Here is a 19,456-nt window from a genome sequence, read left to right as displayed (position 1 = left end):
GGCGACCCGAGTGGGTGTGGTAACCCGCGTGGCTGTGGCAGCCCGAGTGGGTGCGGCAACCCGATTTCCGCTACCCGGGCCGGGGGTACGGCAGACCGGCCCGGATCCGCATGTCCGGAAGAGCGCGCCGACTGGCCGAACCACGGCCCGTGGAAAGCGGACCGGCGGCCGCGCTAGCGTGACCGTCCGATCATTCGGACAATGCCGGGAGCAGCATGATCGAGGGATATTTCGACCGGGAGAGCGTCATTGCGGGGGACACCCTGGCCTTCCACGTCTCGACCGACGCCGCGGCCTTCCGGGCCTGCATCTACCGGCTGGGGGAGAGCGTGGAGTTCGTCGCCCGGACGGGCTGGCACCCGGGGGTCCACCGCCCCCCGCCGCCGCACCCGGACGGCGTCGCCGGACACGCCTCCCCGGCCGAGGACTGGGGGTGGCCCCGGTACGCCTTCGCCGTCCCGGCGGACTGGGCGCCGGGGATCTACGTGGCACTGTTCCTCGAACGCGGCGGTCCGGACGACGGGGCCGTGCCGGTGCTGGACGGTGCGAGCCTGGAGGGCCCCGAGCGGGAGTTCTTCGTGGTCAGGCCCGCGCGGCCGGGCCGGCACGCCCGCATCCTGTACAAGAAGTCGACCTTCACCCGGCACGCCTACAACCGGGCCGACCACCCGGCGGCCGAGCGCGCCGCCAGCCTCTACGACAACCCGGTGTACCAGGACGGCGCCGACGGCCGCCCGCGCGGCCACAGGCTGAGCCTGCACCGGCCCGGCGGAATCATCGACCTGGCGTACTGGGACGCCCCGTTCATCGGCTGGCTCGAACGCAACGGCTATCCGGTCGAATACTGCACCGACCTGGACCTGCACGAGAATTCCGCCCTCCTCTCCGACTACGACCTGCTGCTCAGCGTCGGCCACGACGAATACTGGAGCGAGGCGATGCGCCGGCAGGCGGAATCCTTCATCGCAGGGGGCGGGAACGTGGCCTTCCTGAGCGCCAACACCTGCTGGTGGCGAATACACCCGACGGACCGGAACACCGCCTTCGTCTCGGACACCGACCACCAGGTGGGCGACGCCTATCCCCACCTCCCGGCGACCGATCTGTGGTGGGCGGAAAAACCCGAGGGCGTGGGCGAACCGGAGAATTCGCTGACCGGTGTGAGTTTCCGCAACGGCGGCATGTGGCCGGGGGAGTGGCCGGGCGACCGGCCGCTGGACGGCTACACCGTGCAGCACGCCGACCACTGGCTCTACCGGGGCACCGGGCTGCGCGACGGTTCGGACGGCGGCCCGGCCGACGCCCTGGGCGCCGGCACCCCGCTGGTCGGGTACGAGTGCGACGGCGCCGCCATCGCCTACGGCCCGGACGGCGTGGCCCGGGCGACCGGTGCGGACGGCACGCCCGCCTCCTTCGTGGTCCTCGGCGTCCACCTCCTCCGGCCGGTCAACGAGGACTTCCACACCCTCGCGTGGGGCCACTGGAACTGCCCGCAGCGCGAACCGGACGCCACCGGCCCGCGGGCCGCCACGATGGGCCTGTACACCCGGGGCGGCACGGTCTTCACGGCCGGCACCACCGACTGGCCGGTGGTCGTCGGCCGCGGGCTGGACCCGGCGGTCGAGCAGGTCACCCGCAACCTGCTCGACCGGCTGCGCCACCGGGTCACGGAGGATCGGCCAGCAGCTCCGCCACCGCCGCCAGGCCGGTGATCCGCACGGCCCCGCCGTGCACCGGCGGGGCCTCGCCGTCCACGGCCCGGTCCGGCCGCCACAGGTGGGCGGCCCGCATGCCCAGGGCCAGCGGGCCCTCGACGTCCGGGCCCCAGGCGTCCCCGACGAACAGGGCCTCCTCCGGCCGCAGGCCGCACTCGGCGAGCACCGTCCGGAAGATCCGGGGGTGCGGCTTGCGGGCGCCGGCCCGCGCCGAGGTGACCACCGCGTCCAGCAGGTCGGTGAGCCCGACCTGCGCGACGGCCCGGTCCAGGTCCCAGTACCAGTTTGAGCAGAGCGCCACCACCAGCCCGCGCCGGCGCAGCCCGGCCAGGGCCTCGCGGACGTCGTCGAACAGGGCCAGCCGGAGCGACTTGGTGGCGGCGTCGAGCTCGGCGGCGAGCCCGTCCAGCTCCTCGGCGGGCACCCCGCAGGCCCGGGCCCTGGTTCTGAGGCGCTCCAACTCCCAGGCCAGGTAGGCCTGTTCGCTGACCGAGTGGGCCGCGTGCTGCTCGCCGTCGGCGGGCCCGACCGACCACTGGTCGCCCCACCGGGCCGCGGCCGCGCCCAGCCCGCGTCGCTCGAACACCGACGCGTGGCTGGGCGGCAGCGGGTCGACCATCCGGACCAGCGTCCCGTAGAAGTCGAAGATCACACCCCGGATGCGCGCCATCGGGGTCAGTACCTCCCGTACCGCCGGGGGAAGTAGTCCTCCAGCCCGCCCTCGCGCTCGATGTCCACGGTCGAGCAGTGCAGTCCGCCGCCGAAGGGGCCGACCGCGCGGAACGGGACCGGGACGATCTCGAAGCCGTACTGCGCGAGCTGGTCGGCCAGCCGGACCTCGTTCTCCTCGATGCACAGGGTGTTGTGGTCGAGGTTCAGCATGTTCGCCGCCAGCCAGGGGCTGCAGAAGGACAGCTTCGGCGGGTGGTCCCAGCTGGCCGGCTGGACGGCCTCGACGATCTCCCAGTCGTTGAGCTTGAAGAACTCCATCAGCTCGGGGTCGGCGAGCCGCTCCCCGCAGTGCAGGACCAGGCCCGGCCGCAGCGGGACCCAGGTGGAGTCGATGTGCAGCGGGTGGGTGTTGGTGGAGGTCACCGCGTGCACCCGGTGGTCGGGGAAGTGCCGCTTGAGCCAGTCGTACCCGCTGCGGTTGGTGACGAAGGACAGCTGGACGAAGAGGTCCTTGCCGAACCGGGCCACGTCGGCGGCGTCGAACAGCGGCTCGGCCTCGGTGAGCACCAGGTCGTAGTCGCGCACCCGGGCGAGCTGCTCCTCGGTGGTCTGGGTGTTGAAGGTGTCCCAGAACCCGGCGTGGTACGAGGCGTCGGTCAGCCGGGGCTTGGGCGCGGCCTCCCAGCGCATCCGCTTGTCCTCGTCGAACAGGCGCTGCAGGACCGGCCGGTAGCACAGGTACTCGAACCAGCGGCTGCGGTAGGACATGGTGGCCTCGAGGACCTCGTTGCCCACGGTGAGCAGCAGGTCCCGCGGCGGCATGCAGCCGAACATCGAGGGCTGGGTCCACTCGGGGGTGGCGACCGGCGCGCCGAAGTCGATCGGGGTCGGGCGGTCGACCCGGATGCCGCGCCGGCGCAGCAGCGCGGCGAAGTTGTCGAGCTCCTCGTTGGCCGCGGCCGTCATGTCCTCGGGCATCGGGCCGTAGGTGCCCAGCGGGAAGCCGTCGTCCGGGTAGTCCCGCCGGACCGCGAGCTCCGGGGCCTGGACCATGGTGCCGTCGGCACGGCCGACGATGACGTGCCGGAGGGGGTCCCAGCCGTTCCAGGCGTTGACCCTGAGGGGGCGGGTGTTCGGGTCCGTGGTCTGCGCGCCGAGCTCGGTCACGTGCGCATCCTTCGGTAGGGGGTGTGTGTGCTGCCAAGGTGCAACCGGGGGCCGTCACCGTCAAGAGTTGCCCGATTGCCGATGGTGACCTTTGCGTCATTGTTGAAGTTGACGGGGTGGGGTGACCGGTGGCGTCTGCGGAGGGATCGGCCCATGTGTCGATAGCATTGATCTGACATCCAGTCAGTATTCGACTGATCGTGCGATGGCCGAAAGTCGGTTCCCACAGCGTGAGTTGAGGTTCAACGGGTATTGGCGCCCAGCAGATCGGCGGATGAGGAGGGGCCATGGCGAGAGGGTTGCGCGGCATCGTCGCGACCGCGTCGGCCGTCGCGGTGCTGGCGGGCGCGACGGCGTGCGAGAGCGGCGGGGGTGGATCGGCGAAGGGCGCGCAGCGGCTCACCGTGTGGCTGACCGTCGACGCCCAGGAGAGCTGGCCGGACCTGGTGGACTCCACCAACACGCGGTTCGCGCAGCAGCATCCCGGGGTGAACGTCTCCGTCCAGTACCAGCAGTGGACGACGAAGAACCTGAAGCTGGACGCCGCCCTGGCCGGCCGCGACGTGCCGGACGTGGTGGAGATGGGCAACAGCGAGGTCGTCAACTACATCGTCAACGACGCCTTCACCACCGTCGATCCGGCGAAGTACGACCACTCCGCCGAGTGGCTCGGCGCCCTCCGGGAACCCTGCGAACTCAACGGCCACACCTACTGCGTGCCCTACTACGTCGGCGCCCGGGTCGGCATCTACCGGACGGACCTGTTCCAGCAGGCCGGTCTGACCAAGGCCCCGGAGACCTACCCGGAGCTGACCGCGGACCTCGACGCCCTGAAGGCCAGGTTCGGCAGCCAGGACCCGGCCTTCTCCGCGCTCTACCTGCCCGGCCGCTACTGGTACGCCGCACTGCCGTTCGTGAAGGACGCCGGCGGCGAGATCGCCGTGAAGACGGACGGCCGCTGGCAGAGCGCGCTGTCCACGCCCAAGTCGGTGGCCGGGCTGAAGGCCTGGAAGGCGCTGCTGGACGCCTACTACGTGGGGGACCGCTCCAAGGACAACGGCGACGAGCCCGCCGTGGTCGGCCAGGGCAAGGTCGCGATGTTCTACGGCAACACCTGGGAGGCCGAGGCCGCCGCGGACCCGCAGTCCGGCGGGGACCCGGCGCTGAAGGGCAAGTTCGCCACCTTCCCCTTCCCGGGCCCCTCGGGCGGACCGCTGCCGCCCTTCCTCGGCGGCTCCGAGCTGGCCGTCCCGGCGAAGTCGACCAACCAGGAGCTGGCCCAGGACTGGATCCGGCTGTTCACCGACCGGACCTCCCAGCAGCGCCTGATCAAGGCCAACACCCTGCCCAACAACACCGCCCAGCTCGCCGACGTGGACCCGGCCGGGGTCAACGGCTCCGCGGCCAAGGCCGCCACCCGGGGCTGGGTCACCCCGCCGGCCCCGGGCTGGGTGGCGGTCGAGAAGGCCAACATCCTCCAGGAGATGCTGGAGGACATCGCCACCGGCAAGCACACGGTCGAAGAGGCGACGAAGACGGCGGACGGCCGGATCGACGCCGTCATCAACAAGAACTGAGGTGGCACGATCCCCCGGGGCCACGACATGACGAGCACCGCGCCCGCGCCCGCACCCGCAGCCACCTCCGGACCCGGGCCCGCGCACCGGCCGGGACGCCGCCGCCGGGCCCGCCGGGCCACCCCGTACCTGCTGATCGCGCCGATGATCGGCACGCTCCTGCTGGTGCTCGGCTACCCGCTGGTCGACATGGTCCTGCTCTCCTTCAAGGACATGACCCGCAAGCAGCTGTTCGCGGGCACCGCGCCGCCCTGGGTCGGGCTCGACCAGTACCGGACGGTCCTCTCGGACGGCTTCTTCTGGGTGGTGGTCGCGCGCACGGTGGCCTTCGCGCTGGTCTGCGCCGGGCTGACCATGCTCTGCGGCCTGGCGCTCGCCCTGCTGATGCGGGGCGTCTCGGCCTGGGTGCGGGCGGTGCTGGTCGGGGTCCTGGTCGCGGTGTGGGCGATGCCCTTCATGGTCGCCGCCTCGGTCTTCCGCTGGCTCTCGGACGCGGACTACGGCGTGGTCAACTGGCTGCTCGGCGAGGTCACCGGCGGGGACTTCCGGGGGCACAACTGGTTCAGCGACCCCTGGCAGGGCTTCGCCGTGATCGTCGCGGTGGTGGTGTGGGGGGCGATCCCGTTCGCCGCCATCACGCTGCACGCGGCGCTCACCCAGGTTCCCGCCGAACTGGAGGAGGCCGCCCGGGTGGACGGCGCGCGGGGCGCCACGCTCTTCCGCCACGTCACCTTCCCGATGATCAGGCCGCTGTTCACGGTGGTCGCGGCGCTGTCGGCGATCTGGGACTTCGGCGCGTTCAGCCAGATCTGGCTGATGCGCGGCGGGCAGCCGGAGCGGGACTACTACCTGCTCGGCGTCTACTCCTTCATCGAGTCGTTCGCGGTCAACCGCTACAGCGCGGGCGCGGCGATCGCGCTGGTCACCGTCGTCCTGCTGCTCGGCGGATCCGCGGTCTACCTGCGCCAGGTGCTGCGGACGGGAGAGGTCGAGTGACCGGGGACCGGAGACGGCGCCGCAACCGGCGCGTCGCGAACACCGTCGGCCTGCTCGCCGCCGCCGTGATGGCCTTCCCGGTGTACTGGATGGTGCTGACCGCCTTCCGGCCCGCCAGCCAGATCCTGCACGTGCCGCCGCAGTTCTGGCCCGGGCCGTTCACCCTGGACAACTTCCGCCGGGCGGTGAGCTCGGACGGCTTCTGGGCCAACGTCCGCTCCAGCGTGGTGATCGGGGCGGGGACGGTGCTGATCTCCCTGGTCATCGGCACCCTCGCGGCGTTCGCCGTGGCCCGGTTCGCCTTCGCCGGCCGCCGGGCCCTGGTGCTGGCGCTGCTGTGCGTGCAGACCATCCCGCTGATCGCCCTGGTGATCCCCGTCTACCTGCTGCTCAACGACCTCGCCCTGACCGACACCCTGACCGGCGTGATCCTCACCTACCTGGCCTTCGCGCTGCCGTTCACGGTGTGGATGCTGCGCGGGTTCATCGTCGCGATCCCGCCGGAGCTGGAGGAGGCCGCCATGGTCGACGGCTGCGGCCGCCTGGGCGCCTTCCGGCGGGTCACCCTGCCGCTGCTCGCCCCCGGCCTGGTGGCGACCTCGATCTTCGCGCTGGTGCAGGCCTGGAACGAGTACGTGCTGGCGTACGTCCTGCTGTCCAGCAACGACAAGCGGACGCTGCCGATCTGGCTGGTCTCCTTCCAGACCAGCTTCGGTACGGACTACGGCGGCCTGATGGCCGGGGCGACCCTCACCGCGCTGCCCGTGGTGGTCGCCTTCCTCCTGGTCCAGCGCCGGATCGCGGCCGGTCTGGCCACCGGCGCCATCCGGGGCTGACGGACCGTCAACTTCGGCTTCCGGCTGCGGGGGAGCGGGCCTCAGTCCGGGAGTTCGACCGAGAGGGCGTGCCGGAACACGTCGCGCGGGTCCCAGCGGGCCTTGACCCGCTGGAGGCGCGGGTAGCCGTCCTTGTAGTAGAGGGTGTGTCAGGGGACGCCGGAGGTGTTCCAGGCCGGATCGGCGAGGTCGACGTCCGGGTAGTTGATGTACGAGCCGTCGCTCACCTCGCCCGGCACGGGCACGCCGCCGGTGTCGGCGTAGACGTCCCGGTAGAGCTCGCGCACCCAGGAGAGGTTGGCCGCGTCGTCCCCCGGGTCGGCCCAGACGCTGTGGTACACCGCCTTCATCACGACGTCGCGCTGGGCCACCGCGGTGGCGCCGGGCTCCACGGCGCGGACCTGCCCACCGTAGCCGACCACCAGCAGGCCGCACTCGGGGTTGCCCCCGGCGTTGATCAAGTGTCGGTAGACGGTGGCCAGTTGGGTATCGGTGAAGGAGCGGCGGAGGTAGCCGGCCTTGCCCTTGTAGCGGCGGGTGATGATGTCGCCGGCCTCGCCGTTGCCCGGCCAGGTCATCGGGTAGAGCCAGGGGACGGTCTTGCCGCCGCCGCCGGCGTCGAGGCCGGTGCCGGCGTTCACCCGGTCGACGAAGTCCTGCACCAGCGCGGCCGCGCCGGGGAGGTCGGCGTCGATCTGGACCACCATCGAGAAGCCGGTCGCCGACCAGTGGTTGAGCCGCAGCACGGCGTACAGTCCGGCGCCGGGCGAGCCGGGGTCGCTGTTGCGCTCGTGCCACGCGCAGAAGTTGCGCAGCAGGGTGGTGAGCGCCCGCTCGGTCGTCCTCGCCCGGTCCCAGGGCCACTCCACCAGCCGCTCCAGCATGTGGGCGGGCGACGGCGGCAGCAGCCGGCCCGGGTCCGGCGCGGCCGACCGGGCCTCGGCGTCGGCCTGCGGCGAGCGCAGCCAGTACCTGGTCACCACGCCGAAGTTCCCGCCGCCACCTCCGGTGTGCGCCCACCACAACTCCCGTGCGGGGTCGTCCGGTTCACGGGTGGCGACGACGGCGCGGGCGGTGCCGTCGCGGTCGACCACCACCACCTCGACCCCGTACAGGTGGTCCACCACCGAGCCGTAGCGCCGCGACAGCGGCCCGTACCCGCCGCCGACCAGGTGGCCGCCGGCGCCCACCTCCGGGCAGCCGCCGGCCGGCAGGGTGACGCCCCAGCCCTTGAAGAGCGTCCGGTACACCCGGCCGAGGGTGGCACCCGGCTGGACCTCGAAGGCGCGCCGCACCGGGTCGTAGCCCACCGCGTCCAACGCCGAGAGGTCCAGCAGCAGCCGGATCGCCGGGTCGGCGGTGAGGCCCTCGAAGCAGTGGCCGCCGCTGCGCACGCCGATCCGCCGCCCGGAGCGGACCGCGGCCTGGACCGCCCGCACCACCTGCGCGGTACTGCCGGCCACCAGGATCTCCTCCGGGCGTCCGACGAAGCGCTGGTTGTCGCCCAGCAGCAGCGCGTCGTAGCGCGGGTCGCCGGGCCGCACGGCGGCCGGGCCGAACGGCCCCGGCCCGCCCGGCCCGCCCGCCCGGGCCGGGTCCGCCACGGCGGGGGCGGCGGCGGCGGACCCGGCCAGCCCGGCGGCCAGGCCCCCCGCGGCGGCGAGCAGGCTGCGGCGGCCCGGACGGGCGGCCGGTCGGTCACGGTGACTCATCATCAGCTCCCGGACGGTGGCGGGCGGTCGTCCCCGTAGCATGCCCGCGCCCGCGGGGCCCTGCCCAGGGGGCGGGCGCCCGTGTCGCCGACCCACCCGGCACGTCGCCGGACCCGACGCGCCGACGGACCCGGCGCGCCGCTTTCCCGTCAGGAGCCGCGCAGGTCGAGGACGAGGTCGCGGGGCAGTCCGTGGGTGTCGTGGAGGTAGTGCAGGTCGTCCTCGCTCAGCGGGCCGCGGAACCGGGGGCGGGAGAGCACCCGGCGGCCGCGGTCCAGGAGCAGGTCGAACCGTCGCTCCTCGTCGAGCAGCACCCGGCGGACCACCTCCGGGGGCAGCTCCTGGTGGAAGTGGTCGAGGGTGTGCCGCAGCAACTCCTCCGGCAGGTCGCCGAGTCCGCGCCGGGGGTCGTCCCGGCGCAGGACGGTGAGCACCCGGCGGAGCAGCCGGCGCAGCACGTAGCCCCGGCCGGTGGTGGACGGGCGGACGCCGTCGCCGATCACCACGAGGGCGGAGCGCAGGTGGTCGCAGACCAGCCGCAGGGAGGGCTCGTCCAGTGGCCACAGCGGCGGCAGCAGCCGGCGCCAGGGGTCGAACACGTCGCATTCGAAGACCGAGGTCCGCCCCTGCAGCAGTGAGGAGAGCCGTTCCAGGCCGAGCCCGGTGTCCACGTTGCGCTGGGGGAGGGGGACGAGCGAGCCGTCGTCGAGCCGCCGGTGGCGCATCATCACGTGGTTCCACACCTCGACCCAGCGGTCGTCCCCGGTGGGGGTCGACTCCGGCGGGGTGTCCCCGGTCCACAGGAAGATCTCCGAGTCGGGGCCGCACGGGCCGGTCGGCCCGTTGGACCACCAGTTGTCCTCGACGGTGAGCTCGACCGGGACGCCGAGGCCCTGCCACAGCTCCAGCGAGCCGGTGTCCGGGCCGACCTGCTCGTCCCCGCCGAAGACGGTGACGTGCAGCCGGCCCGGATCGACGCCGAAGCCGTCGGTGAGCAGCCGGTAGCCCCAGTCGAGGCTCTGCGGGCCCTCGTAGTCGCCGAGCGACCAGCTGCCGAGCATCTCGAAGACGGTGAGGTGGGTGAGGTCGCCGACCTCGTCGAGGTCGGTGGTGCGCAGGCAGCGCTGCACGTTGACCAGCCGGCGGCCGAGCGGGTGCGGGCGGCCCTCCAGGTGGGGCGTGAGGGGGTGCATCCCGGAGGTGGTGAACAGCACCGGGTCTCCGGGCGGGGGGATCAGGGTCGAGCCGGTGATCCGGTGGTGGCCGCGTTCCTCGTAGTACTCCAGGAACGTGCGGACGAGCTGGTCGGTGTTCATGGCGGTGGCTCCTTCGCGGGGAGGGAGGCGCCGGAGAACGGGCCGCGCGAGCACCGGGACCGGGCGGGAACGCCTCGGAGCCACCACCGGCGGACCGTTTCCGGTCGCCGGGGGGGGGGAGGGGGTACGTCAGGCGGCGGCAACCGGCGAGCTGGTCGCTCGCGCGGCTGCGGTGGTGCTTTGGTCCATGACGTCCATGCGGTCGAGGGTAACGCGGTGTCCGCGGGAAGGCGAACGGTTTACCGGCGCCCCTGGCCGACCGGGCCGACTTGGCCGACCGGGCCCGGTTCCCGGCGCGGCGCGGGGCCGAACTCGCCCGCCCGGCGGAGCAGGACGAGGGCCTCCTCGTCGGGGGAACCGGCCGGCGCGGTGTGGACGACGAGTGCCTGCTCCGCCGGGCCGCTGATCGACAGCATCTGCTGGGTCACCGTCAGCGGGCCCACCACGGGGTGGTGCAGCCGGTGCACGGCGCTGTCGCACGGGGTGACCCGGTGGTCGGCCCAGAGGGCGACGAACTCCGGGCTCTTCATGGTCAGTTCGCCGATCAGCTCGGCCAGCAGCCGGTCCTCCGGGTGCCGGCCGACGGCGGTGCGCAGGTTCCCGACCACGGCCCGGGCCTTGCGCGGCCAGTCCGCGTACAGCTCCCGGGCGTGGGCGTCCAGGAACAGCATCCGGTTGAGGTTCGGGCGCCGCGCCGGGTCGTCCGGGCTGTCCCGGTCCAGGTGGCCGGCCAGCAGGGCGTGGCCGAGGGCGTTCCAGGCCAGTACGTCGGTGCGGTGGCCGAGCACCACCGCCGGGACGCCGTCGAGGGCGCGCAGGAGCTCACGGGCGCTGTCCGTCGGCCGTTCCGGCCGGGGGCGGCGCAGCCGGGGTGCGTGCCGGGCCACGGCTGCGAGCCGGTCGAGGTGCCCGCGCTCGTGGTCGCCGAGCAGCAGGGCACGGGCGATCGCGTCCAGCACCTCGGCCGAGGCGCCCCGGGACAGCCCCTGTTCCAGCCGGGTGTAGTACGAGACGCTGACGCCCGCCAGTTGGGCCACCTCCTCCCGGCGCAGCCCGGCCACCCTCCTGCGGGGCCCGAACTCGCGCAGGCCGACGTCGGCGGGCCGCAGCCGCGTCCGCCGGGCCCGGAGGAAGTCGCCGAGAGGTCCTGGTCCGTCCATCCCCCCAGTATTCGCCGGACGGCCGGGCCGCAGCCACACCCTGCGAGGGGTAGGAAAGGGCGGGTCTGGCCCCCGCCGCCCGCGCCGCCGAGGCTCGGTCCTGCGGTCAGCGGCCGAGCTCCCGGCCCCGGGAGTCCGACCGCGGACCACGTCGGCGCGCCCGCCCCGGGCGCGCCCCGGACCGGAGGAGGGAACCATGGCGCACCACCCGGAACAGCTCGTCCTCGGCGACGTCACCGTCACCAGGATCAAGGAGTTCTACGGCCCGGTCGGGCTGACCCCCGGGGAGTTCTTCCCGGACAGCCCCGACGGCGCCTGGCAGCGGAACCGGGACTGGCTGGCGCCCGACTTCTGGGACCCGGCGACCGACCAGTGCCGCTCGGCGATCCAGACCTGGCTGCTGCGCAGCGGCGGCCGCACCATCCTGGTCGACACGGGGGTGGGCAACCACAAGGAGCGGCCGCACGCCCCGGTGTGGCACCACCTGGAGACGGACTTCCTGGCCGGGCTGGCCGCCGCCGGGGTGCGGCCCGAGGACGTCGACCTGGTGGTCAACACCCATTTGCACGTCGACCACGTGGGCTGGAACACCCGGCTCGACGGCGGGAGTTGGGTGCCGACGTTCCCCAACGCCCGTTATCTGATGCCCCGCCGCGACTTCGAGTTCTGGGACCCGGCCAACGGCCACCGCAGCGTGCTCGGCGAGGGCAACGGGAACGTCTTCGAGGACAGCGTCGCACCGGTGCACCGGGCCGGGCTGGTGCAGCTGTGGGACGGGAGCCACCGGATCGACCGCGACCTGCGGTTGGACCTCGCACCCGGGCACACCCCCGGAACCTCCGTGCTCACCCTGGACTCCGGCGGCGAGCGGGCCCTGTTCGTCGGGGACATCCTGCACACCGCCCTCCAAGTCGTCGAACCGGACACCAACTCCCGCTTCTGCGAGGACCCGGCGCAGTCCCGGGCGACCCGGCGCCGGCTGCTCGGCGAGGCCGCCGACCGGCACGCGCTGCTCCTCCCGGCGCACTTCGGCGGCAGCGGCGCCGTCCGGGTCGCGCGCCGGGGGCAGGGCTTCGCGGTCGCGGAGTGGGCGGACCTCCCCCGCATCTCCTGACCGCCCGCCGGACACCAGTGGACCATCCAGAGAGGAACCGATTTCCGTGCCCCGACAGTCAGAACCGGCCGGCCGCACCGAGCCGCCCGCCCGTACCGGACCGGCCGCCCGTACCGAACCCGTCGTCGCGACCCCGGCGGGAGCCGTCCGCGGCACCCGCGAACGGGCCGGCGAGCGCTACCGCGCCGTCCCCTACGCGGCGGCCCCGACCGGCGCCGGCCGCTTCGCCCCGCCCGTACCGCACCCCGGCTGGTCCGGCGTCCGCGACGCCACCCGGCCCTCGCCCACCGCCCCGCAGCCGGCCCGGGTCTTCGACGGGCTGGACGTGAGCCCCTACTTCGGGCCGGGCTGGGTGCCCGGCGCGGAGTACCTCACCGTCGACGTCCACACGCCCGCTGCCGACGGCGGTCGCCGCCCGGTGATGGTCTTCGTGCACGGCGGCGGCTTCATCACCGGCTCCAACCGCGCCGCCCTCTACGACGGCGGCGCCTTCGCCCGGGACGGCGTGGTGCTGGTGACGGTCAACTACCGCCTGGGCATCCCCGGCTTCCTCGACCTGCCGGGCGCCCCGCCCAACCGGGGCGTGCTGGACGTGCTCGCCGCGCTGCGCTGGGTGCGCGACACGATCGCGGCCTTCGGCGGGGACCCCGGCAACGTCACCGTCTTCGGGGAGTCCGCGGGCGCCACGCTCACCTGCGCGCTGCTGGCGCTGCCGGAGGCCCGGAGGCTGTTCCGGCGGGCGATCGTCCAGAGCGGCAGCGGCACCGGCGCGTTCACCCCGGAGCAGGCCCGGCGGGTGACCGCCGCCGCGGCCGCCGTGCTCGGCGTCGCGCCGACGGCCGAGGCGTTCGCCGCCGTCCCGGACGAGCGCCTGGTGGCCGCCCTGCCCGCGCTGACCGGCCTCGACCTGCGCACCGACACCGCCACCGACCCGCTGGCCGGGTTGAGCCCGCTGGGCCTGGTGCTGCCCGTGCAGCCGGCGGACGCGCTGGCCGCCGGCCCGGCCCGGGACGTCGACCTGCTGATCGGCACCAACACCGAGGAGGCGCACCTCTACCTGGTGCCGCAGGGCGCCCTGGAGTCCACCACGGAGGCCGACCTGGCGGCCGCCGCGGCCCGCCTGCTGCCCGATCCCCCGGAGGTGCTCGCCGCCCTGCGCGCGGCCCGGCCGCACGCCACCCCGGGCGAACTGCGCTCCGCGGTGCTCGCCCACGCCCTGTTCGAGGCCGGGTCGACCCGGATCGCCGACGCCCACGCCGCGGTCACCGGCGGCGGCCGCACCTACCGCTACTCCTTCGGCCACCGCTCCACGGCCCTGGACGGCCGGCTCGGCGCCGCCCACACGATCGAGCTGCCCTTCGTGTTCGACCTGGCCGACGAGCCCTGGCTGCACGGGCCCGACGGCCTGCTCGGCCCCGACCCCGCGCCGCCCGGGCTCGCCGCCCGGGTGCACGGCGCCTGGACGGCCTTCGCCGGCACCGGCGACCCGGGCTGGGCGCCGTACGCCCCCGGGCGCCCGGTGACGGAGCTGCTCGGCGGCTGAGCTCCCGCGGCGCCCGCCCGCCGTCCTACCCTGGACGGCATGGACGCGCTCGGGACGCCCCCCGCCGCCACGGCGGCCGACGCGGCCGGTCTGGCGGTGCTGGTGCGGCTGCTGGCCGGGCGCGGGGCGGTGGTGCTCAGCGGGGCCGGGCTGTCCACGGAGTCCGGCATCCCGGACTACCGGGGGGAGACCGGCAGCCGGCGGCGGGGGACGCCGATGACCTTCCAGGAGTTCACCGGGAGCGCGGCGGCCCGGCAGCGCTACTGGGCCCGCAGCCACGTCGGCTGGCGGGCGATCGCCGGCGCCGAGCCGAACGCCGGGCACCGGGCGGTGGAGCGGTTGCGCCGGTCGGGGCACGTGTCGGCGGTGATCACCCAGAACGTGGACGGCCTGCACCGCGCGGCCGGCACCCGCACGGCGGTGGAGCTGCACGGCGGGCTGCACCGGGTGGTGTGCCTGGCCTGCCGCCGGACCGGCCCGCGCGCCGCGCTGGACCGGCGGCTGGAGGAGCTGAACGGCGGGTTCCGGGACACCCCGGCGTGGGTCAATCCGGACGGCGACGCCGAGTTGGCGCCGGAGCTGGTGGCCGCCTTCCGGGTGGTGGACTGCCCGGCCTGCGGGGGAGTGCTCAAGCCCGACGTGGTCTTCTTCGGTGAGAGCGTGCCCCGGCCGAGGGTCCAGCGCTGCTTCGAACTCGTCGACGCGGCCCAGGCGTTGGTGGTGCTGGGCTCCTCGCTGACGGTCATGTCGGGGCTGCGCTTCGTCCGCCGGGCCGCCCGCGCGGGCACGCCGGTGGTGATCGTCAACCAGGGCGCGACCCGCGGGGACGACCTGGCCGAGGCCCTGGTCGGGCTGCCGCTGGGAGCGGTGCTGACCGAGGCGGCCCGGCTGGTCAGGGCTTCGTAGCGGGCGCCGGCCGGGCGGCCGTGCGGGCCCGGTCAAGCGGGTCGGGGTCCTACGGCGGCGTCGCCGGCCCCGGGACCGGCCGGGGGTCGCCGGGGTCCGTCCGGTCGGCCGGGTGGTGCGCGGGCGCCTCCGCCACCGGGATCCGCGGCAGCGCGTACGGGTGCCGGTCGCGCAGGTAGCCGATCAGGTGCTCGCGCAGCCGGCAGCGCAGTTCGAAGGCGTCGCCGCCGTCGGCCGCGGTGGCCAGCACCCGGACGACGATGGTGGTCGGGGTGGTGTCGACCACCTGGAGGGCGCTGCCCCGGCCGTCCCAGAGCTCGCACTTGGCCAGGTACTCCTCGAACTCCTCGCGCAGCAGCCCGATCGGGGCGTGGTGGTCGAGGTGGAGCAGTGCGGTGCCGGTGATCCGGCTGGAGCGGCGGGACCAGTTCTCGAACGGGCGCCCGACGAAGTACGACATCGGCATCATCAGCCGCCGCTGGTCCCAGGTCTCGATCACCACGGTGGTCAGGGTGATCTCCTCCACCGTCCCCCACTCGCCGGCCACCACCACGACGTCGCCGATCCGAGCCAGGTCGCCGAAGGCCAGCTGCACCCCGGCGAAGACGTTCGCCAGCGTGCTCTGGGCGGCCACACCGGCCACCACGCCGACCAGCCCGGCGGAGGCCAGCAGGCTGGTGCCGACGCCGCGCACCGCCGGGAAGGTCATCAGCACGGCGCCGAGCGTCACCAGGGCGACCACCGCCTGGCAGATCCGGCCGAGCAGGCTGGCCTGGGTCCGGGCGCGGCCCGCCCAGGCCGGGTCCCGGCGGTGCAGGGCGAGCCGGGCGGCGCCGTCCACCAGGATCGCCACCAGGCGGCCGCACAGCCAGCCGCCGGAGCCGATCGCCAGGATCACCGCCAGGTGCCGCAGCCCGTCGCGGGCGGCGGGCGGGGCGGCGATCCACGGCAGCGCCGCGGAGAGCAGCAGGCAGGCCGTCAGCGCCAGCACCGGGTGACGGCACTTGCGCAGCACCTCCGGGACGCCGTCGGCGCCCCACGGCGCGGGCAGCCGCCCCGTCACCGCCCGGACGGCCCGGTCGAGGCCGTAGGTGACGAGGGCGGCCGCGACGCCGACCACCGCGAGGCGGAGCAGGCTCCACCACATCTGCTGGGCTCCTTTCCGCTCCCGGCCGGGGGCCGGGGTCGACGTCGGGGGCGGGCGCGGGGCCCGGCCCCGGGGGGCGGGCCGGTCGGGTCAGTCAGTCGGGCGGCTCGACGGGGTGGGGGTGGCCCGGGTGCGGGGTGGCCGGCGCGGGGGTCGGCCGGGGCAGCGGCCGCGGGGTCGGCGGGAGCACGGGCGAGCCGGGCGGGGGCGGCGGGTCGGGCACCAGGGGCGGCCGCGCCGGCTCGGGGGGCTCCGGGGCCGGGGGCAGCGGCAGACCGGGGTGGGCGGGGGCGGTGGTCATGGCGGAACGCTCCTCTCGTCGGGTGCGCCGCCGCTCGCGCTGCGGGGCAGCGCGGGGCGGGACGGCGCAGGGCGGGGCGGGGTGGGGCGGGCAGGGCCCGGCACGGAAGGTCAGGTCAGGCCAGGGCGCCGGTTCAGGCGGCCAGGAGGTCCCGGAGGTCGCGGTCCCAGTCGATCCGGCCCTGCTCCTGCCCCGGCGGGACGAGCCGGACGGTCCGGTCCAGGAAGTCGGCGACGGCCGCCGAGGGCGCCGCGAGCAGGGCGACGCCCTCGGCGCCGGCCAGCGCGATCAGCAGCCGGGTGTCGTCGAACGGCGAGACGTGCACGTCCCCCTCGCCGGACGGCGTGTGCAGGCCGGCCAGCAGCAGGTCGCGGGAGAGCGACCACACCGCGTCCGGCTGGTAGGAGCTGAAGTCCAGCTCCGCCGCGTGGGGTTCGTCGTCCCGGTAGGACCAGTCGACGTCCAGGTCCCGGCTGCGTTCGTCGCCGGTCAGCAGGCGCATGGTGATCCGGGTGGTGAGACGTTCCATGGCGGGGTTCCCCTTTCCCGGGTGGTCGGGACGGGGCGGCCGCGGGCCGCTCCCGTCCCTTCGTGGGTGGTGTCGGTCGTGCTGTCGTGCTCCGGTCGCCCGGCGCGTCACCGTCCTCCGGCTGCCCGGTCAGAGGATCCGGCCGCCGTAGTACGGGTCCCAGTAGGGCCCGAAGCGGCCGCGGGTGTCGTCTTCCTGGTCGGGGTCGCCGGCGTCGAGGTCGGGGCTGTTCCTGATCTCGTCCCTGGTGCGGTCGACGTAGACCTTCTGCTCCCCGATCTCGATCCGGGTCACGGTGCCGGCCGGGAGCAGCACGCGCCGGCCGAGGATCCACGGTCCGGTGTCGACGACCAGGTACTGCTCGTCGACCTCCTCGGACAGCTTGTCGACCCGGCCGATGGCTCCGTCGGTGGCCTCGACGTGGAAGCCGATGAGGTCGGTGCCGGCGGTGTGCCCGGCTTCGGTGCGGAACTCCCAGATGGTGCGGCGTGCGGTCATGACTGCCTCCGTTCGTCTCGTCTCGTTCGGTCCGTCAGGGCTCGGCTGCCCCCGATGCGGGCGTTCATGCACCCGGATCCGCAACCTGCCCGTCGTTCTGCGCGCTGCCGTGCCCGCCGTCCTGCTCGACGTGCCGCTTGAAGTCCCGGAGGTCGTCGATGACCCGGCGGTCGACGAAGCCGAGCGCTTCGGCGAGGTGCGCCCAGAGGCCGTGCGGTTCGACCTCCAGCTGGAGCATGACCCGGGTGGTGCGGTCGTCCACCCGGTGGAAGGTCACCACGCCGCTGTGCCGCTCCGGGCCGGTCCCGCCGTCCCAGGCGACCCGCTGACCCGCCACCACCTCCGTCGTCACGGCCTCGAACTCCCTTCGGCCGCCCGCGGTTTCGACCACCCAGGTGCTGCCGCCGGTACCGCCGGAGACGTCCACGCTGACCACGCCGCGCATGAAGTGCGGGAAGTCCTCGCAGTGGACCCACTGCCGGTAGACCTCGTCGGCCGGCGCCGCTATCTCGACCGATTCCTCGATCCGTCCCATCGTCCGGTCCTCCTTCTGCTCCACGGTCCGCGGTCCTGCATCCGGTCCGGGTGCCCCGATCCCCGCGGGGCATGCACGGCGGGTGCCCGGGGACGGCGCGACGACGGGCCGGCCGTTCGTTCACGCAATCCTCACAACCGGATCCGGCATGGAACCGGGCAGGGCGGGTACCGGGGGACGGACCGTACGCCGAGGGGAAAGGACCGACATGGCCACGACCAGTGACGAACTCCTCCACCGCGTGACCGCCCCGCGCCCGGACGAGGCCTCGACGGTCGACGCGCCGGCCGCCCACCGCGCCGCCGTCCCGCAGCCCGCCGGACACCCGGAACTGCCCGAACTCGCCGGCATCGAGGACCCGAGCCGGGTCGCGCCGGAGAACGCCCGGGAACTGACCCGGGTGCTGCTGACCCGGCTCGCGACCCTGGAGGAGGGCACCCGGGAGTACTCCTACGTCCGGGCCACGCTGATCGAACTCAACCTGTCGCTGGTGCGGTACGCGATCCGCCGGATCGGCAACCGCCGGGAGCCCGAGGAGGACCTGATCCAGGTCGGCTCGGTCGGCCTGATCAAGGCGATCGACCGCTACGACCCCGACCACGGCGCCGAGTTCGTGACCTTCGCGCTGCCGACCATCCTCGGCGAGATCCGCCGCCACTTCCGCGACGCCACCTGGGCCGTCCATGTGCCGCGCCGCCTCCAGGAGTTGCGCATCTCCCTGGCCAAGGCCCGGGACGTGCTGTTCCAGCGGTTGGGCCGGGCCCCGACGGTGGCCGAACTGGCCGCGCACCTCGACCTGTCGCAGGAGGAGGTGATCGAGGGGCTCACCGCCGCCAACGGCCACACCGCCGGCTCCCTGGACGCCCCGGTGACCGAGAGCGAGGAGGACCCCGGTCCGCTCGCCCAGCGGTTCGGCGAGGAGGATCCGCGCTACGACACGGTCGAGAACCTGATCGTCCTCAAGCCGCTGGTCGCCGCCCTGCCGGAACGCGACCGGCAGATCCTGTCGATGCGCTTCGGCGAGGAGCTCACCCAGTCGCAGATCGGCGCCCGGCTCGGGCTGTCCCAGATGCACGTCTCCCGTCTCCTCAGCCGCACCCTGAAGCACCTGCGCGCGGACCTCACCGCCACCTGAGCGCCGCCCGGCCACCGGGAGCACCCGCAGCGCCGCGCACGCCACCCGCCGTCCCGGGCCGGGCCACCCCCGGCCTGGCCCTGGGCCGGGTGGTGTGCGTACGCTCGTGGAGCACACCCGTGGAGGGAACACGACGACGATGCCAGCCGAGAAGACGATGCCCGCAGAGAACGAGTCCGTGACCGTGCCGCCGACCACCGCACCCTCCGATCCCTCCCGGACGGGCACCCCGTCCGGGCCCGACCTGGCCGTGCACACCTGGTACACCGACAGTCGGGCGGCCGTCTGCGCCCTGGCGGGCGACCTCGACATCGAGACCCTGGCCCCGGCCCGGAGCACCCTCGACCGGCTGGTCGAGGAGCGCCCGCCGCTGCTCGTCGTCGACCTCGCCCAGGTCGGCTTCTGCGACTCCTCCGGCCTCAACCTGCTGCTGCAGATCCGGATGGCGGCCGCCGCGGCGGACGTGGGCTTCCGGCTCGCGGCGCCGTCCGACCCGGTGCGGCGGCTGCTCGAACTGACCTGCACGGACACCGTCTTCTCGCTCCACCCGACCGTCGAGGACGCCTCCGCCGCACCCCGGTGAGTGTCGCGGCCGGG

The 19,456-nt window shown here is 74.4% G+C and carries 19 protein-coding genes and 1 pseudogene; 9 read left to right on the top strand and 11 right to left on the bottom strand.

Annotation, left to right across the window (positions count from 1 at the left end; genetic code table 11):
- Positions 1-215 precede the first annotated feature (215 nt).
- Positions 216-1,712 (top strand): N,N-dimethylformamidase beta subunit family domain-containing protein, encoded by a 1,497-nt coding sequence (locus tag AB0O91_RS28550; protein ID WP_363438809.1) that lies wholly within the window; start codon positions 216-218, stop codon positions 1,710-1,712.
- Here AB0O91_RS28550 and AB0O91_RS28545 read toward each other — a convergent pair.
- Positions 1,666-2,385 (bottom strand): HAD family hydrolase, encoded by a 720-nt coding sequence (locus AB0O91_RS28545; RefSeq protein ID WP_363438806.1) that lies wholly within the window; start codon positions 2,383-2,385, stop codon positions 1,666-1,668. The two genes, AB0O91_RS28550 and AB0O91_RS28545, sit on opposite strands and share 47 nt — an antisense overlap.
- Before the next feature lie 5 nt (positions 2,386-2,390).
- On the bottom strand, positions 2,391-3,554 hold the full coding sequence (locus AB0O91_RS28540; protein WP_363438803.1) for a serine/threonine protein kinase: 1,164 nt from the start codon (positions 3,552-3,554) through the stop codon (positions 2,391-2,393).
- A gap of 287 nt (positions 3,555-3,841) precedes the next feature.
- On the opposite strand from AB0O91_RS28540, the gene AB0O91_RS28535 reads away from it, so the two are divergent.
- Genes AB0O91_RS28535 through AB0O91_RS28525 form a run of 3 tightly spaced genes read left to right on the top strand, consistent with a single transcriptional unit; the run spans position 3,842 to position 6,963 of the window.
- On the top strand, positions 3,842-5,131 hold the full coding sequence (locus AB0O91_RS28535) for an extracellular solute-binding protein (protein ID WP_363438800.1): 1,290 nt from the start codon (positions 3,842-3,844) through the stop codon (positions 5,129-5,131).
- A 27-nt stretch (positions 5,132-5,158) separates the two neighbouring features.
- The gene (locus tag AB0O91_RS28530; protein WP_363438797.1) at positions 5,159-6,127 is read left to right on the top strand and encodes a sugar ABC transporter permease; all 969 of its coding nucleotides are present in this window, start codon (positions 5,159-5,161) and stop codon (positions 6,125-6,127) included.
- A complete protein-coding gene (locus tag AB0O91_RS28525) occupies positions 6,124-6,963 on the top strand; it encodes a carbohydrate ABC transporter permease (RefSeq protein WP_363438795.1) in 840 nt (279 codons plus the stop codon). Before AB0O91_RS28530 ends, AB0O91_RS28525 begins: the two co-directional genes overlap by 4 nt.
- A gap of 41 nt (positions 6,964-7,004) precedes the next feature.
- On the opposite strand, the pseudogene AB0O91_RS28520 reads toward AB0O91_RS28525, so the two are convergent.
- The 4 genes and pseudogenes from AB0O91_RS28520 to AB0O91_RS28505 all read right to left on the bottom strand — a co-directional run.
- Positions 7,005-7,097, bottom strand: a pseudogene (locus AB0O91_RS28520) (BBE domain-containing protein); the annotation flags it as partial.
- Between the two features lie 15 nt (positions 7,098-7,112).
- Entirely contained in the window at positions 7,113-8,675 is a 1,563-nt protein-coding gene (locus AB0O91_RS28515) for an FAD-binding protein (RefSeq protein WP_363438793.1), read from the bottom strand.
- A gap of 149 nt (positions 8,676-8,824) precedes the next feature.
- A complete protein-coding gene (locus AB0O91_RS28510; RefSeq protein ID WP_363438790.1) occupies positions 8,825-9,991 on the bottom strand; it encodes an alanine--tRNA ligase-related protein in 1,167 nt (388 codons plus the stop codon).
- Positions 9,992-10,230: 239 nt separating this feature from the next.
- On the bottom strand, positions 10,231-11,151 hold the full coding sequence (locus AB0O91_RS28505; RefSeq protein ID WP_363438788.1) for a helix-turn-helix transcriptional regulator: 921 nt from the start codon (positions 11,149-11,151) through the stop codon (positions 10,231-10,233).
- A 196-nt stretch (positions 11,152-11,347) separates the two neighbouring features.
- Here AB0O91_RS28505 and AB0O91_RS28500 point away from each other — a divergent pair, with 196 nt between their 5' ends.
- Genes AB0O91_RS28500 through AB0O91_RS28490 form a run of 3 tightly spaced genes read left to right on the top strand, consistent with a single transcriptional unit; the run spans position 11,348 to position 14,714 of the window.
- Complete coding sequence (locus AB0O91_RS28500) at positions 11,348-12,265, top strand: MBL fold metallo-hydrolase (protein WP_363438786.1); 918 nt, start codon at positions 11,348-11,350, stop codon at positions 12,263-12,265.
- Between the two features lie 46 nt (positions 12,266-12,311).
- Complete coding sequence (locus AB0O91_RS28495; protein ID WP_363438783.1) at positions 12,312-13,808, top strand: carboxylesterase family protein; 1,497 nt, start codon at positions 12,312-12,314, stop codon at positions 13,806-13,808.
- Between the two features lie 39 nt (positions 13,809-13,847).
- Positions 13,848-14,714: an NAD-dependent protein deacetylase gene (locus AB0O91_RS28490; protein ID WP_363438781.1), complete on the top strand. Its 867-nt coding sequence runs from the start codon at positions 13,848-13,850 to the stop codon at positions 14,712-14,714.
- A gap of 49 nt (positions 14,715-14,763) precedes the next feature.
- Here AB0O91_RS28490 and AB0O91_RS28485 read toward each other — a convergent pair whose 3' ends face one another.
- From AB0O91_RS28485 to AB0O91_RS28465, 5 genes are all read right to left on the bottom strand, one after another.
- Positions 14,764-15,861: a mechanosensitive ion channel domain-containing protein gene (locus tag AB0O91_RS28485; protein WP_363438778.1), complete on the bottom strand. Its 1,098-nt coding sequence runs from the start codon at positions 15,859-15,861 to the stop codon at positions 14,764-14,766.
- Between the two features lie 94 nt (positions 15,862-15,955).
- Entirely contained in the window at positions 15,956-16,162 is a 207-nt protein-coding gene (locus AB0O91_RS28480; protein WP_363438775.1) for a hypothetical protein, read from the bottom strand.
- A 133-nt stretch (positions 16,163-16,295) separates the two neighbouring features.
- Positions 16,296-16,691, bottom strand: coding sequence for an SsgA family sporulation/cell division regulator (locus tag AB0O91_RS28475; protein ID WP_363438772.1), 396 nt, complete (start codon positions 16,689-16,691; stop codon positions 16,296-16,298).
- 129 nt (positions 16,692-16,820) lie between these two features.
- Positions 16,821-17,189, bottom strand: a complete 369-nt coding sequence (locus tag AB0O91_RS28470) for a PRC-barrel domain-containing protein (protein ID WP_363438769.1) — start codon at positions 17,187-17,189, stop codon at positions 16,821-16,823.
- 64 nt (positions 17,190-17,253) lie between these two features.
- Positions 17,254-17,748 carry an SRPBCC family protein gene (locus tag AB0O91_RS28465; RefSeq protein ID WP_363438766.1) on the bottom strand — a complete coding sequence of 165 codons (495 nt, stop codon included), beginning with the start codon at positions 17,746-17,748 and terminating at the stop codon, positions 17,254-17,256.
- 184 nt (positions 17,749-17,932) lie between these two features.
- Here AB0O91_RS28465 and AB0O91_RS28460 point away from each other — a divergent pair, with 184 nt between their 5' ends.
- Together AB0O91_RS28460 and AB0O91_RS28455 are read left to right on the top strand one after the other, a co-directional pair.
- A complete protein-coding gene (locus tag AB0O91_RS28460) occupies positions 17,933-18,859 on the top strand; it encodes an RNA polymerase sigma factor SigF (RefSeq protein WP_363438764.1) in 927 nt (308 codons plus the stop codon).
- A gap of 139 nt (positions 18,860-18,998) precedes the next feature.
- Positions 18,999-19,442: an STAS domain-containing protein gene (locus tag AB0O91_RS28455; protein WP_363438761.1), complete on the top strand. Its 444-nt coding sequence runs from the start codon at positions 18,999-19,001 to the stop codon at positions 19,440-19,442.
- The last annotated feature ends 14 nt before the right edge of the window (positions 19,443-19,456 follow it).

The sequence above is a fragment of the Kitasatospora sp. NPDC089797 genome (assembly GCF_040684795.1).
Lineage (GTDB): Bacteria > Actinomycetota > Actinomycetes > Streptomycetales > Streptomycetaceae > Kitasatospora.
This window is presented reverse-complemented; position numbering and strand designations above follow the sequence as displayed.